A 14,890-nucleotide genomic window follows, 5' to 3' on the forward strand; every position below is an offset into this window, starting at 1 on the left:
CCGCCATTCGCCGAGAAGACGCGAAACGTCGGGTCGGGGCTCGGGAGGGAGCAGTTCGGGTCTTCTCGGCGGATCGACGTCCGGGTCGAGCGCGCAGGCCGGGGTCCGGCGGAAGCCGGGGCGGGGTCAGGGGAGGGCGATGCCGGTGATCGTGACGGGGGATGCCGGGGGGCCGTCGCCCGCGCCACCCTCAGCGCCCTCGGCGGCGATCGCCTGCACGGCCTCGAGTCCCTCGGGCGACAGTTCGCCGAAGACCGTGTACGACGGCGGCAGAGGGGTGTCTTCGTAGACGAGGAAGAACTGCGAGCCGTTGGTGTCGGGCCCTGCGTTGGCCATCGCGACGGTGCCGGCGGGGTAGGTCTCGGTGCCGTCGAGCTCGTCGGCGTAGCTGTAGCCGGGTCCGCCCATGCCCGTGCCCGACGGGTCGCCGCACTGCAGCACGAAGATCCCCTCGGTCGTCAGGCGATGGCAGGGGGAGTCGTCGTAGTAGCCCTGCTCGGCGAGCGAGACGAAGCTCCCGACGGTGCACGGTGTGCGATCTCCGTCGAGCGTCATCGGGATGTCGCCGGCCGAGGTCTGCAGCGTCGCTTCGACGACGCCCGACACCTCGGCGGACGGGAACTCCACGTCGCGCACGCCGCCGGCGCTCTCGACGTACTCGCATCCGGATGCCGCGGCGTCACCGCTCGGAGTCGACTCGGGCGAGCCGCCGCTCGCACACCCCGCGAGCAGCGAGACGGTCAGGAGGAGGAGAGGAACGGCAGTCAGACGCAGGCGCACCCGTCCAGGGTAGGCGATGCGGCGAGCGCGTTCCGCACGGTCGTGGTCGCTACTCCACCGGCGGAGCGAAGCGCGGGTCGTCGACCTCGTCGTCGGCTCGCTTGTTCTCGCGGGAACGGCCGACCCACACGACGAACGCGCCCACGGCGACGATCCCGGCCGCGATGCAGACGATGTAGATCGACACTCCGACGAAGCCGTTCTCGAAGTTGTGGGGATCGAGGAACGGATACGGATACCACCACGGGTTGCCGCTCGCCGGCGCCGTGATGAACGGAGCGCGCACGAGCGTGTAGACGACCCACACGATCGGATAGACGGCGATGATCCCGACCGAGCTCCACGCCAGTCCGCGCCGCTTGGGAGCGAGGAAGAGGTCGGCCAGCATCACGACCGGGATGACGACGTGCAGAACCTCGTTCGACCACGGGACCGTCGAGCCCTGGTCGAGCTGGATCCCACGCAACAGGGTGTTGTAGACGACCCCCGTGATCACCATGTAGGTGGTGACGGATGCCAGGAGCACGGCGTACCACCGCGGTTCGACGATGACGCCGCGTCCGGGACCCAGCGTCCAGATCGCTCCCACCGCGAGGACGATGGCCGCGAGGAGGTTCGACTGGATCGTGAAGTAGCTGAGGAAGTTCGTCACGACCGTCGGGATGTCGCCCGCGTAGGCAGTCGTGGCCTCCGCCGCGAGCCCGACGGTGCGCAGGAGTTGCGCGACGATCGCCGCGACTCCCAGTGCGGCGGCGGCGAGCCGCACGATCGACCAGATCACGGACCACACGGGCGAGCGCTGCATGCGCTCACCTTAGCGGCGTGTCCGACCACGGTCGTAGACTCCGCGGTGTGACACGCTTCCTCGACCTCGCCGACCCGTCCTTCGACGTCACGTCCGACGTCGTGCACGCGGCGCGCGAGGAGCGGTGGTACGCCGAAACTCCCTACGGCTGGGCCGTCCTCCGGTACGAAGAGGGACAAGCGATCCTCAAGGACCGTCGCTTCCAGCAGGGCAACGCGCGATGGCCCGAGCAGAACGGCATCCACGACGGACCGTGGGCGCAGTGGTGGGGTGAGACGCTGCTGAGCATCGAGGGTCAAGACCATCTGCGGCTTCGTCGCCTTCTCGGGCCGGCATTCCGCAGCCGTGCGATCGAGGCGATGCGGCCGCGGTTCCAAGCGCTCGCGAACGAGCTGATCGATCAGTTCGCCCCGCGCGGCCATGTCGAGTTCGTGTCGGAGTTCGCCGAGCCGTACGCCTCGCGGATCCTCTGCATGCTGCTGGGGCTCCCCGACGAGGAGTGGCCCGCCGTCGCGCACTGGGCCGACGACCTGGGCAAGTCGTTCGGCATCAACGTCGCGCACGACCTGCCGCGCATCGAAGCGGCGCTCGAAGGACTCTCGGGCTACATCGACGACGTCATCGCCGACCGGCGTGAGCACCCGCAGGACGACCTTGTCACGACGCTCCTCCAGGCGCACGACGAGGATGACGCCCTCACGGCACGAGAGCTGAGTGTGAGCCTCGTCTTCCTCGCGTTCGCGGGGATGGAGACGACCCGCAATCAGCTCGGGCTCGCGCTGCAGACGCTCCTCGCGCATCCCGATCAGTGGGCGTTGCTCGCGAAGCATCCGGAGCTCGGCGGAACCGCCGTCGAAGAAGTGATGCGCGTCAACCCGACGGTCACGTGGGTGACGCGCGAGGCCATCGAAGACGTCGAGCTGGAAGGTCTGCATGTTCCTCGCGGCGGCATCGTGCAGGTTCTCTCGCACGCGGCGGGCACGGATCCGCGAGCGATGGGCGATGACGCGGGCTTCGACATCACGGTCGAGCATCGCCCTCTGCACAGCGGGTTCGGCGGCGGTGCCCACCACTGCCTCGGCCACTTCGTCGCGCGCACCGACATGAGTGTCGCGCTGCCGCTTCTCGCCGCGCGCATGCCTGACGCCGTCGCCGACGGCCCGGGGGAGTGGCTCCCGGTCTCGGGCAACACGGGACCCGTACGCTTCCCGATCCGTTTCACCCCGGGACGTTGATACGGACGCCGTCGAGACGGGCGTCGATAGGATGGGGTGTAGCCGTACGACAACGGGGGAGTAGCCCATGCCAGGCATCGTGATCGTCGGAGTCCAGTGGGGAGACGAGGGCAAAGGCAAGGCCACCGATCTTCTCGGCGACCGCACCGACTGGGTCGTCAAGTTCAACGGCGGCAACAACGCCGGCCACACGGTTGTGATCGGCAACGAGAAGTATGCGCTGCACCTTCTCCCCTCCGGCATCCTGTCGCCGGGCGTCAACGCCGTCATCGGCAACGGCGTCGTCGTGGATCTCGAGGTGCTCTTCAACGAGCTCGAGGCGCTCAACGCCCGCGGCCTCGACACGTCGCGCTTGAAGATCAGCGCCAACGCCCACCTCATCACGCAGTATCACCGCACGCTCGACAAGGTCACCGAGCGATTCCTGGGAAAGCGTCAGATCGGCACGACAGGGCGCGGCATCGGACCCGCCTACGCCGACAAGATCAACCGCGTCGGCATCCGTGTGCAAGACCTCTTCGACGAGAACATCCTGCGCCAGAAGGTCGAGGGTGCGCTCGAGCAGAAGAACCACCTGCTCGTGAAGGTCTTCAACCGCCGGTCCATCACGTGCGACGAGATCGTCGACGACCTGCTGTCGTACGCCGAGAGGCTGCGTCCCATGGTCGCCGACACGTCACTCCTCCTGAACGACGCCCTGGATGCCGGTGAGGTCGTCGTCTTCGAAGGCGGCCAGGCGACGATGCTCGACGTCGACCACGGCACGTATCCGTTCGTGACGTCGTCGTCGGCGACGGCGGGCGGCGCGGCGACCGGCGCGGGTGTGGGCCCGAACCGCCTCGACCGGATCGTCGGCATCGTGAAGGCGTACACGACGCGCGTCGGGTCGGGTCCGTTCCCGACCGAGCTCTTCGACGATCAGGGCGAGTGGCTGCGTTCGCGCGGTTTCGAGTTCGGCACGACGACGGGACGTCCGCGCCGCGTCGGCTGGTACGACGCGCCCATCACGCGCTACGCGACACGCATCAACGGCATCACCGACCTCGTGCTGACGAAGCTCGACATCCTCACGGGCCTCGATCAGGTGCCCGTGTGCGTCGCGTACGACGTCGACGGCGTCCGCTTCGACGAAGTTCCGGTCAATCAGTCGGACTTCCACCACGCCAAGCCCATCCTCGAGTACCTGCCCGGCTGGAAGCAGGACATCTCGGGGGCGCGCACCTTCGAGGATCTGCCGCTCGAGGCGCAGGACTACGTGCTCACGCTCGAAGCGATGAGCGGCACGCGCATCTCGGTGATCGGTGTCGGTCCGGCCCGCGACGCCGTCATCGTGCGTCACGACCTCGTGGACTGATGCGCTCCCTCGGCAGCGACGTGCGATGAGGTTCCTTCTCGGCGGGTACACCGCCGACATGGACGGGTCTGCCGACGGCATCGGGATGCTGCTCGCCGGTGCCGCCGACGATCATCTCGCGGGCGGTCCGCTGGGCTTCACCGGCCCGGTCGCGCGTGCCGATTCGCCGTCGTGGCTGTCGCGGCATCCATCCCTCGACGTCATCTACGCGGCGCTCGAAGGGCGCGGGGCCGTCCAGGCATTCCGACGCACGGGCGACGCCGCGTACGTCGCGCTCGGAGCGCCGGTCGAGGTGGGCGAGTCGCCCTGCCACGTCGCCGTGGCACCCAGCGGCGCGGCGATCATCGCGAGCTGCTGGGGCGATGGCCGGGTCGTGCGAATGCCGCTCGACGCCGCGGGGCGCCCGCATTCGCCGGTGGCGTTGGCGGCGGTGGGTTCGGACGGGACGGATGCCGCTGAGCAGCCCGGCATCGACCTGGGAGCGGCGGCACGGGCCTTGCGCGCAGCGGTCGGTGACGAGTTCTCGCACCTCGTGCCGGCGTACGACGAGGAGCCGGTCGCGGCTCCTGCCGCGGGTGAGCAGAAGGCGCGGAGCTCGCGCGCTCATCAGACCATCGCGTTGCCTGGCGGGGTGTTCGCGACGACGGATCCAGGCCTCGATCTCGTGCGTTTCTGGCGTTCGGAGGGTGACCGGATGCTCCCGGCTCCCGCGCTCGAACTGCCGCGGGGGACCGGTCCCCGACACATGGTGTGGCACCCCAGTGGGCACTTGTACGTCGTGACCGAGGCCTCGTGCGAGGTGTACGTGCTCGCGTGGAGCGCCCCGGCGCGGTCGTGGCATATCGTCAGCGCGAGTGCCGTTGGTCCGACCCTGTCGACGGATGCCGCGGCGGAGATCGCCCCGTCGCGAGACGCCGAGTTCGTCTACGTCGGTGTCCGTGGCAGCAACACGATCTCGACTCTCCGCGTGCGCGAGGGCGGCGCAAGACTCGATCCCGTCGCGCTGTCCGACGCGGGCGTCGACTGGCCCCGGCATCACGTCGTGGTGCGCGACACGCTCCTCGTCGCGGGCCAGCGCTCCGACGAGGTCGCGTCGCTCACGCTCGACGACCGCACGGGAGTCCCCGGCCGCGTCCGCTTCCGCACTTCCGCGCCGTCCCCGACCTGCATCCTCCCCCTCGCCTGACGCCGTCCGGGAGAGCCGGACCCCCTCCTGCCGAGAAGACCCAAACCGTTCGATTTCGCGGCTCATCCTCGCAGTTCGGGTCGTCTCGGCATCCTGTTGCTCGGCTCCCGGGGGCTCGGCTCCCGAGAGCGCGGCTCCCGGCGGACGGGACGGGGAACCTAGACCTTGGCGTCTTGGCGGGGGATGAAGACCTGCTTGATGATCAGGAGGATGGATGCCGTGACGGGCACCGCGATGAGGGCGCCGAGGAGTCCGAGCAGCGTTCCGCCGATGAGGGCACCGATCACGACGAGGGAGCCGGGGATCGAGATCGCCTTGCTCATGACCCTCGGCGTGATCACGTACGCCTCGATCTGGATGTACACCAGGTAGGCGAGTCCGAAGACGAGCGCCGCGACCGGACTCGTGAACAGCGCGAGGACCGTACCGAAGATCCAGTACAGCACCGGACCGACCAACGGGATGATCGTGATCACGAAGGCCAGAACGCCCATGAGCAGCGGGAACGGCAGCCCCAGGAACAGGTGCAGGAGGAACGCGACGATCGAGTTGAAGAACGCGAGCACCACCATGCCCATGAGGTAGCTGCCGACCGAATCCGTGATCTGGTTCGTCATCTCGCGGACCTTGACGCGGTTCCGCGCCGGGGCGAACTGCGTGAGCGCGACCTTGATCGAGGGGAGCGACGCGACGAAGTACAGCGTCAGCACCACGACGATGAGGCCGCCCGAGATCGCCGTCGCGATCCCCGCACCGACGCGGAGGAGACCGCCCGAGATCGCCGCGATATTGGCGGGGTTGGTGATGAAGGTCTGCAGGTCGGTCACGAGCGTCCCCAGCCCGTCGCCGAAGATCCCCTCGAGCCAGTGGAAGAAGTCGGTCTGCTGGAAGCTGCTGATCGTGCCCGGCAGCGACGTGACGAACGCGGTGATCTGCTCGATCAGCGTCGGAACGACGAGCCACAGCAGCCCGATGAGGATCACACCGAAGGTGAAGAAGACGATCACGATCGCCCAGGGCCGCTTCACCTTGCGTCGTTCGATCCACTTCAGGACGGGGTCGAGCCCGAGCGCCGCGAACATCGCCAGCGCGATGTAGATGAGCACTGTCGCGATGTTGCTGATCGCGAGCCCGAGGAGCAGCGCGGCGAGACCGCCGAGCGTCAAGAGGAATCCGGCCCCGAACGGCGAATTGAGAGTCGCCCAGAAGGTGCGGGATGCCGGGGCCTCGCCCGACCGGACGGCGACGGCATCGGGCACTGTCTCACCGGGTATCGCCTCGACCCCGGACGAGGAAGGGGGCGTGGAGTCCTGCGGGGCGTCGCTCATGGCTCACACTCTAGGGCCGCGCGGCTCGCGACATCAGCAGCGCTCCTCACGAAGACGTCGCGATAAAGTCGAGCCATGAGCGAGGAAGACCCGATCAAGACTCTCCATCGGCTGCGCAGCAGTATCGACAACGTGGATGCTGCGCTCATCTTCTTGCTGGCTGAGCGGTTCAAGTGCACGAAACAGGTCGGAGAGCTCAAGGCGGAGCATGGGATGCCGGCTTCCGACCCTCCTCGTGAGGAGCAGCAGGTCGCCCGCCTGCGAACGCTCGCAGAAGACGCCGACCTGGATCCCGCTTTCGCGGAGAAGTGGTTCAACTTCGTCGTCGCCGAGGTCATCCGTCACCACGCGGAGGCGGCCGACGGGCGCTGATGCGCCTCGCCGGCCGCGCCGCGGCATCCGCTACGGTGTCGCTCTCCGGAGCGTCAGGTAGCTGATCGCGGCGAGCACCGCGCCGACCAGCAGACCCCAGAGGGCGAGCCCGAACGCGCCCTGCACAGTGATCCACGTGGCGACCTCGCCCCACACCTCGAGCCGCGTCACGAGGAAGACGAACCCGACGAGCACGAGTCCCAGCGCGACGAGGACGACGGTGAGCCAGAGCGTCCCGAAGCGCTTGAACAACGTGGCCGCCCAGAACCCGACGAGGAAGAACATCAGCGCGATGACGAAGTACACGAAGCCCGCCGCGAGCGGCCCGCGCTCCCAGATCCAGTCGAGATAGAAGAAGTAGCCGTTGATGCCGTAGCCGTTCGTGGCCTGCTCGATGAGCCCTCCGATCACGAAGATGACCGCGAGCATCGCGGCGGTGGAGATCGCGGCGAGGAGAGTTCCGAGGTAGAACTCCCGGCGCGTCACACTCATCGCCTGCGAGAAGGGGAACGTCATCGTGAGCGATTGGACGCCGACCCACAGGAAGTACCACAGCGGTGCTTGCGATCCGCCGCCGACCTTCGGTCCGTCGAAGGGGATCATCCAGAAGATCAGGATGCTGAGGACCAACGATCCGACCAGCACCAGCAGCGGCACCCAGATGTAGGTCTGCTTGTTGACGAACTGCATACGGACGACATTGAGCGTGCGGCTCATCGGAGTGCTCCTTCGTCGATCGCGGGAGAGGGCGTAGCCGCGTGCTGCGTCGTGCGCACGATGAGCTGCTGCAGGGAGACGGGGGCGACGTCGAGCCCCGCGGTCGCGAGTCGCTCGTGGTCGGCTGCGCTGAGGGCCCCGAGGACGGTGACCGACGAGACGCGGCCGAGGCTCTCGCGGTGGATGACTTCGCGTCCCGCCACGAAGGCGTCGACGGCCGCGGAGTCGCCCACGATGTTCGCGGCGCGGTTCCTCACGGCATCCGTCTCTTCGTCCATGATGATCCGCCCCCGGTCGATCACGAGGACGCGCTCGATGAGGTTGGACACCTCGTCGATGAGGTGGCTCGAGAGGAGGATGGTCCGGGGATGCTCCGCATAGTCCTCGAGGAGCCGGTCGTAGAAGATCTGACGAGCGACCGCATCGAGCCCCAGGTACGGCTCGTCGAAGAACGTGATCTCGGCGCGTGCGGCGAGGCCGATGATGACGCCGACGGCCGAGAGCTGGCCGCGGGAGAGCTTCTTGATCGTCTTCTTCGTCGGAAGCTGGAACTCGTCGATGAGCTGGTCGGCGAGATCCTGGTTCCAGTGCGGGAAGAACAGCCGTGCGGACCGGAAGGCGTGGCGTGGAGTCGCGTCATCCGGATACTTCTGGCTCTCTCGCACGAAGCACATCCGCTGGAGGATCCGCGCATTCTCGTACGGGTGCCCGCCGAAGACGCGCACGTCTCCGGACGTGGCGAAGTTCTGGGCCGTCAGGATGGACATGACGGTCGTCTTGCCGGCGCCGTTCCGTCCGAGCAGGCCGTAGATCGTGTTCTCCTCGATCGAGAAGCTCACGTCATCGACGGCGAGAGTGTCGCGGTAGCGCTTGGTGAGGTTCTTCACCTCGATCACGCTGGTCATCGTGGGGTTCCTTCCGTGTCGTCTGTTGCCGTCATCGCCGCGCGGTGGCGGATCAGACGTGCGAGGTCGTCGGGGCCGAGTCCGATCGTGCGGGCCTCGGCGAGGAGCGGGTCGAGGTAGCGCTCGGCGAATGCCGCGCGCCGTTCTCCCATAAGGAGTTCGCGAGCACCGGATGCCACGAACATCCCGATCCCGCGGCGTTTGTAGAGCACGCCCTTGTCGACGAGCATGGATACCCCTTTCGCCGCTGTCGCGGGGTTGATGCGATAGAACGCGGCCAGTTCGTTCGTCGACGGCGCTCGCGATTCTTCCGCGAGGCTGCCGTCGATGATCGACTCCTCGACGCTTTCCGCGATCTGGAGGAAGAGCGCTCGGCCTTCTTCGATCACACTCCACCGCTTCCCTGGTTCATTACTTGACTAACTAACCATGCAACACGAACGGGATCCCTGTCAAGCACTGCGATCGGCCGATGTGTGGCGCTCCCGAGGATCACGCGAGGTTTTGTGTTCGCCGAGAAGTCTCGGTAACGTGCCCCGGGGCTTCGGCCCAACGATCGACCAGTCCGCGACCGCCGCGCATGTCATAGGGACCCTGCGGTGGGCGTACGGTCGACGGTCTAGGCGACGGACCCGATGTGTGTCGCCGCAGCGCTGCGACCCGAGTTCTCGGACTCGCGGGCGTGCCGTCAGGATCGTCACCCGGGCGTAACCGATGTCAAGACGCGTGCCGCGCGTCGACGGAGGCCAAGCACGTGACCACCACCGCACCCGACGTCATCCCTGCCGTCGAAGCGAAGAACCTCTACAAGGTCTTCGGCCGAAACCCGAGGGATGCCGTGACACGCCTGAAGGCCGGCGAGAGTCGCGACCAGGTTCGAGACGCCGGCACGGCCGCCGTCATCGACGCGAGCTTCAGCGTCGCACCCGGCGAGATCTTCGTCATCATGGGCCTCTCCGGTTCGGGAAAGTCGACCGTGATCCGGATGCTCAACGGTCTCCACGACGCGACGGCGGGATCGATCACGCTGCAAGGCGACTCAGTCACCGATACCGCCGCGGGACGCCTGCGTGACCTCCGCCGCGATCGCGTCTCGATGGTCTTCCAGCACTTCGCGCTTCTGCCGCACCGGACCGTCGCCGCCAACGTCGCCTATCCGCTCGAGCTTCGCGGCGTCGGTAAAGCCGAGCGTGAGGCCAAGGCAGCCGAGATCCTCGAGCTCGTCGGACTGACGGGCTGGGGCGACAAGCTCCCCTCGGCACTCTCGGGTGGCATGCAGCAGCGCGTCGGCATCGCACGAGCGCTCGCCGCCGACACCGACATCCTGCTCATGGACGAAGCCTTCAGCGCGCTCGACCCTCTCATCCGACGAGAGATGCAGGAGCAGCTTCTCGAGCTGCAGGCGAAGCTCGAGAAGACGATCGTGTTCATCACCCACGATCTCAACGAGGCGATGTTCCTCGGCGATCGCATCGCCGTCATGCGCGACGGCCGCATCGTGCAGGTGGGAACCCCGGAGGACATCCTCACGGATCCCGCGAACGACTACGTCGAGCAGTTCGTTCAGGATGTCGACCGCGCCCGCGTGCTCACCGCGGCGAACGTCATGGAGCATCCCCGTCCCGTCATCACCGAGACCTCCGGGCCTCGCGCGGCGCTGCGACTCATGCGGGATGCCTTCACGTCGGCCGCCTACGTCGTGTCGCGCGACCGGCGACTCCTCGGCGTCGTCAGTGACCGCGATGCCATCGGACTCGTCCGGAAGGGCGAGCGCTCCCTCGCGTCGGCGATCCGACGTGCTCCGCAGAGCGTCCGTGAGGACGAGATCCTCATGAACCTCTTCATCCCTGCCGTGGAATCGCCGCTCCCGCTCGCGGTCACCGACGCCGATGAACGTCTCGTCGGCGTCATCCCCCGTGTCACGCTGCTCGCGGCGCTCGGGCCCGGCCCGGGAGCCACGGGCGAGATCGCGATCCCCGTTCACCCCGTTCCGGCGACGGAGATCGACGAGGTCCTCGCCGTCTTCCCGGACGCTTCCCACGCCGAGGAGGTGCGCTGATGGAGGACTTCCGCATCCCGATCGGTGAATGGGTCGACAGCGGTGTCCGCTGGGTCCGCGACAACTTCGACGGGTTCTTCGACCTCGTCACGATGATCGTCCGCTTCCTCGTCGACGGGCTCGCCGACACGCTGATCGCGATTCCCGTCCCTCTCGCGATCGTGCTCTTCGCGCTCATCGGATGGGTCGTCCGGTCGTGGCAGATGGCCGTGGGGACGGCGCTGACATTCACGTTGATCGTCGCGATGGACCTTTGGGTTCCGTCGATGGAGACGCTCTCGCTCGTCCTCATCGCCACGATCGTGGCCGTCGCGATCGCCATCCCCCTCGGCATCTGGGCCGCGCGCAACGACACCGTGAGCGCCATCGTGAAGCCGGTCCTCGACTTCATGCAGACGATGCCCGGCTTCGTCTACCTCATCCCCGTCATCACGTTCTTCAGCATCGGCGTCGTTCCCGGCGTCGTCGCGACCGTCATCTTCGCGCTGCCGCCGGGCGTGCGCCTGACGGAGCTCGGCATCCGGGGAGTGGATGCCGAGACGGTCGAGGCGGGGCAGGCCTTCGGCGCCAAGCCGGGGCAGATCCTCCGCGGCATCCAGTTGCCCCTCGCCCTCCCCACGATCATGGCCGGCGTCAACCAGGTCATCATGCTGGCACTGTCGATGGCCGTCCTCGCCGGATTCGTCGGCGCGGACGGGCTCGGCAAGATCGTCGTGCAGTCGGTCTCGTCGGCACGGTTGGCGATCGGCGTCGAGGCCGGTCTCGCGGTCGTCATCATCGCCGTCTACCTCGATCGTGTCACGGCCGCCCTCGGGAGCCGTGCCGACTATCCCTCGTCGCTCCGGGCCGTTCTGGGCCGTCGGCGCGGGATGCAGAACACGACATCGCCGGAGTCGTCCTCATCGGGCGACGACGGCACAGACTCGCCGGAGCCGCTCGACGCGGCAGCGGCGACGCAGCGGGCGCGAGCCTTCTGAACCGGCGGCGCGCCCCGGCGTGCCGCTCACACCAAGAGAAATACGCAACCGAGTGACGACATACGCAAAGGAAGACATCACATGAACAAGCGACACCTCACCGGCATCCTCGCGATCGGCGCCGCAGCAACGCTGACGCTCGCGGGCTGCGCCGGTTCCGACGACAACGGCGGCGACACGGGCGGCGACGCGTCGGCCGCGACGTGCGACACGATCACGCTCGGCTTCCTTCCCTCGTGGACGGACGGCCTGAGCACGGCGTACCTGCTGGAGAACCAGCTCGAGAAGCTCGGCTACACGGTCGAGATGGAGACCCTGACAGAGGCGGGCCCCCTCTACACGGGTCTCGCGCAGGGCGACGTCGACATCTACCCGTCGGCATGGCCTGAGCTCACCCACGCGTCCTACATGGACGAGTTCGGCGACTCGATCGAAGACCTCGGCGCCTACTACGACAACGCGAAGCTGACGATCGCCGTCCCGAGCTACGTCGACATCGACTCGATCGAAGACCTCGTCGGCCAGGCCGACCGCTTCGACGGTCGCATCGTGGGCATCGAGCCCGGCGCGGGCCTGACGGCGCAGACGCAGGACAGCATGATCCCCGAGTACGGCCTGGACGGCGAGTACGAACTGCTGACCTCGTCGACGGCAGCGATGCTCACGGAGCTCGACAACGCCATCGCGGCGCAGGAAGACATCGTCGTGACGCTGTGGCGTCCGTTCTGGGCAAACGACGCCTATGACGTCAAGGACCTCGAAGACCCGCGCGGTGCGATGGGCGAGCCCGAGGCGCTGCACTTCCTCGGCACCGACGGCTTCTCGGACCGGTGTGCCGACGCCGCGGACCTGATCGCCGGCATCCAGCTCGACGACGCCCAGTACGGCTCGCTCGAGGACATGGTCGTGAACGAGTACGGCGAGGGTCGCGAGGCCGAGGCCGTCGAGGCCTGGATCGCGGAGAACCCCGAGGCGTTCGACACGATCGTCACCGACTGACGCGATCATAGCCCCGTTCGGGGCTCAGTCCGGCCGACCGGGGCGTGCAGTTCGCGCCCCGGTCGGCCGTTTCGCGCCCCGAAGCGCGGTGTCAGGAGGCGGGATCGCGACGGATGCCGGGGGCCGGGGCCTTGCGCGCGGGGACCGGCCACGGATCGGCATTCGGCGCCGGCGGCGGTGTCGTCGACGGCGGTGCTGCGGAGGGAGCTGCCGTGGTCGGCGCGGGCGTCGAGGGCGCCGGGGTCGAGGACGCCGGGGTCGCGGCATCCGTCTTCTCGGGTCCCGACCCGGACGCCGATCCCGACCCTGGAGCGAGCTCGAGGGCGACCTGCGTCTCGAGGACCTCGATCGCGTCGTCCGACAGGGCGATGAGCCCGTCGAGCTCCTCGCGCACGCGGCGATAGGCGACCTGCCGCTCGGCGGGCGTCGCGGCCTGGTCGATCGCGATCGACAGGAGCTGCTTCGCCGTGTCGAGACGCTTGCGCTCGGCCTCGGTGAAGCTCGAGTCCTTGAGGCGTCGCGCGTCGCGCTCGGCGACGTCGAAGGCGACCTCGTAGTCGACCACGGCGTTGCGGTACTCGCTGAGCTGCTCCGCCGTCAGCCTCGCCTTCGGCGACGCCGGACGCAAGCCGTCGGCAATGCGCTGCGCGCGGAGGAAAGCGGCCGTCAGCGGCTGGCGGCCGTCGCTCATGGCCGGGAAGGCGATGAGCTTCGCGACGTCGAGCTCGTAGTCGAGCCAGCGCGCGGTGACGGCGTCATGCGTCGCGAAGAGCTTCGCGAGCTGCGATGCGTGGGACTCCGTGGCATCGGATGCCGCGGGCGCGACCGCCGGCCGGGATGCGGCTTTGATCGCGCTCTTGGCCTGCAGGATCTCGAGCCGCTGGCGATGCCGCCGTTTGGCGTTCCGTTCCCAGGCCTTGCCGATTCCGCTCGAGATGCCGATGACTCCTGCGCCGAGCGGGAAGATCAGCCACCAATAGTCTTGCCACAGCTCAAGGAACACCGGATCCACGTGACGAGCCTACTCAGGCGCCGGGAGCGGTGCCGGGGCGCGACGTCCGGCTCGGGACCGGCCACACCGGAGCAGTGCGCTCGTCACGCGCCGACGCGCGCGGCGTCCCCGGCGGTGTGACGGGCCGCGCAGCGGGAGGAGCTGCAACAGGACGCAACCGTGCCGACGCGCGGGCCGCAGCCGCCGCGGCCCTCCGTGCAGACGCCTCGGCCGTCGCGAACGTCTCCGCGAGCACCTCGATCGACTTGCGGTACGCGACGAACTCCTCCGGGCGGACAGCAGCCTTGACCGACGCAGGCCGCCAGCGGTGCGCTTCGCTCTGGGCGCGCAGGAACGCCAGCGTGTCCGGATGCTGCGCGTCGCTCATCTGCGGATAGGCGAGCACGAGCGCGGCATCCGTCTCATACGCGAGCCAGCGCGCCGTGACTTCGTCGTGGGCGTGCATGAGCTTCTCGATGGGAAGCTCGGCATCGCGCGTCCGCGCGACGAGACCCGCCTGAACAGCCTTGACCCGCGTACGGGCGGCACGAAGAAGCAGCACGGCATCGCGCTGGGCCTGCTTGGCCTGCTGGAGCGCGCGCTTCGCGTCGGGGACGCTCGGCACGCCGGCGACGGCGCGGCCACGGTGGGCTTGCGCTGTCTGCACCTGCGCGAGCGCGGCGCGGACGTTGGCTTTCGCCGTGAGGGAATCGCGGTATGCCAGTTGGGCTTCGTGCCGCGCGGCATCCAGTTCGAGTCGTCGTGCGCGACGAGGATTCTTCGTGATCACGGCGTAGCCCACCCCTCCGGCGCCGAGTGAGGCCGGAGCGATCCACCAGAAGTCCATGACGAACGCGAGGAGCGGCTCCACTCTTCGATGCTAACCGCGGATGCTCCGTGCTGTCCTGCGCGTTAGCCGCATCTCGATACAGCGCTGCGCGCCACTCGATGACCGGAGGGGCGCTTCGCGCCGCGACTAACCGCATCTCGATACGGCGCTGCGCGCCACTCGATGACCGGGTCGGGCGCTCCGCGCCGACTAACCGAAGAGGAGGGCGAAGACCGTCGCGCCGCCGCCGACGAGGATGAGCGAGACGATGACGACCCACGCCACGATCCGGATGCGCTTCTGACGCGTTTCGCTGTAGACCCCGTACTCTTCGTCGTCGCTCATGCGCCCAG

General features: G+C 68.1%; 16 protein-coding genes. 7 read left to right on the forward strand and 9 right to left on the reverse strand.

The annotated features are described in order from the left end of the window. Positions 1–126: 126 nt before the first annotated feature. Together FBY39_RS04305 and FBY39_RS04310 are read right to left on the reverse strand one after the other, a co-directional pair. On the reverse strand, positions 127–780 hold the full coding sequence (locus FBY39_RS04305; RefSeq protein ID WP_260837435.1) for a peptidylprolyl isomerase: 654 nt from the start codon (positions 778–780) through the stop codon (positions 127–129). Between the two features lie 49 nt (positions 781–829). Beyond that, the gene (locus tag FBY39_RS04310; protein ID WP_141930483.1) at positions 830–1,585 is read right to left on the reverse strand and encodes a Pr6Pr family membrane protein; all 756 of its coding nucleotides are present in this window, start codon (positions 1,583–1,585) and stop codon (positions 830–832) included. Positions 1,586–1,632: 47 nt separating this feature from the next. Here FBY39_RS04310 and FBY39_RS04315 point away from each other — a divergent pair, with 47 nt between their 5' ends. From FBY39_RS04315 to FBY39_RS04325, 3 genes are all read left to right on the forward strand, one after another. Next, positions 1,633–2,820 (forward strand): cytochrome P450, encoded by a 1,188-nt coding sequence (locus FBY39_RS04315; protein WP_141930485.1) that lies wholly within the window; start codon positions 1,633–1,635, stop codon positions 2,818–2,820. 67 nt (positions 2,821–2,887) lie between these two features. After that, positions 2,888–4,174 (forward strand): adenylosuccinate synthase, encoded by a 1,287-nt coding sequence (locus tag FBY39_RS04320; protein WP_141930487.1) that lies wholly within the window; start codon positions 2,888–2,890, stop codon positions 4,172–4,174. Between the two features lie 25 nt (positions 4,175–4,199). Beyond that, positions 4,200–5,360, forward strand: coding sequence for a beta-propeller fold lactonase family protein (locus FBY39_RS04325; RefSeq protein ID WP_141930489.1), 1,161 nt, complete (start codon positions 4,200–4,202; stop codon positions 5,358–5,360). Positions 5,361–5,518: 158 nt separating this feature from the next. Here FBY39_RS04325 and FBY39_RS04330 read toward each other — a convergent pair whose 3' ends face one another. Continuing rightward, positions 5,519–6,688 carry an AI-2E family transporter gene (locus FBY39_RS04330; RefSeq protein WP_141930490.1) on the reverse strand — a complete coding sequence of 390 codons (1,170 nt, stop codon included), beginning with the start codon at positions 6,686–6,688 and terminating at the stop codon, positions 5,519–5,521. Positions 6,689–6,763: 75 nt separating this feature from the next. On the opposite strand from FBY39_RS04330, the gene FBY39_RS04335 reads away from it, so the two are divergent. Further along, positions 6,764–7,060, forward strand: a complete 297-nt coding sequence (locus FBY39_RS04335; protein WP_141930492.1) for a chorismate mutase — start codon at positions 6,764–6,766, stop codon at positions 7,058–7,060. A gap of 30 nt (positions 7,061–7,090) precedes the next feature. Here the strand turns inward: FBY39_RS04335 and FBY39_RS04340 are convergent, their stop codons facing one another. The 3 genes from FBY39_RS04340 to FBY39_RS04350 are packed head-to-tail and all read right to left on the reverse strand — an operon-like array spanning position 7,091 to position 9,071. Next, positions 7,091–7,777, reverse strand: a complete 687-nt coding sequence (locus FBY39_RS04340; RefSeq protein WP_141930494.1) for a hypothetical protein — start codon at positions 7,775–7,777, stop codon at positions 7,091–7,093. Continuing rightward, the gene (locus FBY39_RS04345; protein ID WP_141930496.1) at positions 7,774–8,682 is read right to left on the reverse strand and encodes an ABC transporter ATP-binding protein; all 909 of its coding nucleotides are present in this window, start codon (positions 8,680–8,682) and stop codon (positions 7,774–7,776) included. The genes FBY39_RS04340 and FBY39_RS04345 overlap by 4 nt, the downstream gene beginning before the upstream one ends. Continuing rightward, complete coding sequence (locus FBY39_RS04350) at positions 8,679–9,071, reverse strand: GntR family transcriptional regulator (RefSeq protein WP_141930498.1); 393 nt, start codon at positions 9,069–9,071, stop codon at positions 8,679–8,681. Before FBY39_RS04350 ends, FBY39_RS04345 begins: the two co-directional genes overlap by 4 nt. Positions 9,072–9,436: 365 nt before the next feature. On the opposite strand from FBY39_RS04350, the gene FBY39_RS04355 reads away from it, so the two are divergent. The 3 genes from FBY39_RS04355 (at position 9,437) to FBY39_RS04365 (ending at position 12,717) form a co-directional block, all read left to right on the forward strand. After that, positions 9,437–10,741, forward strand: coding sequence for a glycine betaine/L-proline ABC transporter ATP-binding protein (locus FBY39_RS04355; protein WP_260837436.1), 1,305 nt, complete (start codon positions 9,437–9,439; stop codon positions 10,739–10,741). After that, positions 10,741–11,718 carry a proline/glycine betaine ABC transporter permease gene (locus FBY39_RS04360; protein ID WP_141930500.1) on the forward strand — a complete coding sequence of 326 codons (978 nt, stop codon included), beginning with the start codon at positions 10,741–10,743 and terminating at the stop codon, positions 11,716–11,718. The genes FBY39_RS04355 and FBY39_RS04360 overlap by 1 nt, the downstream gene beginning before the upstream one ends. Positions 11,719–11,799: 81 nt before the next feature. Beyond that, positions 11,800–12,717: a glycine betaine ABC transporter substrate-binding protein gene (locus FBY39_RS04365; RefSeq protein ID WP_141930502.1), complete on the forward strand. Its 918-nt coding sequence runs from the start codon at positions 11,800–11,802 to the stop codon at positions 12,715–12,717. 91 nt (positions 12,718–12,808) lie between these two features. Here the strand turns inward: FBY39_RS04365 and FBY39_RS04370 are convergent, their stop codons facing one another. The 3 genes from FBY39_RS04370 to FBY39_RS16645 all read right to left on the reverse strand — a co-directional run bounded on the left by FBY39_RS04370 (position 12,809) and on the right by FBY39_RS16645 (position 14,882). Continuing rightward, positions 12,809–13,729: a hypothetical protein gene (locus FBY39_RS04370; protein WP_141930504.1), complete on the reverse strand. Its 921-nt coding sequence runs from the start codon at positions 13,727–13,729 to the stop codon at positions 12,809–12,811. Between the two features lie 13 nt (positions 13,730–13,742). Next, positions 13,743–14,579, reverse strand: a complete 837-nt coding sequence (locus FBY39_RS04375) for a hypothetical protein (protein ID WP_141930506.1) — start codon at positions 14,577–14,579, stop codon at positions 13,743–13,745. A 168-nt stretch (positions 14,580–14,747) separates the two neighbouring features. Continuing rightward, entirely contained in the window at positions 14,748–14,882 is a 135-nt protein-coding gene (locus tag FBY39_RS16645) for a hypothetical protein (protein ID WP_260837437.1), read from the reverse strand. Between the last annotated feature and the right edge of the window lie 8 nt (positions 14,883–14,890).

Origin of the sequence: Microbacterium sp. SLBN-146 (genome assembly GCF_006715145.1) — a bacterium.
Lineage (GTDB): Bacteria > Actinomycetota > Actinomycetes > Actinomycetales > Microbacteriaceae > Microbacterium.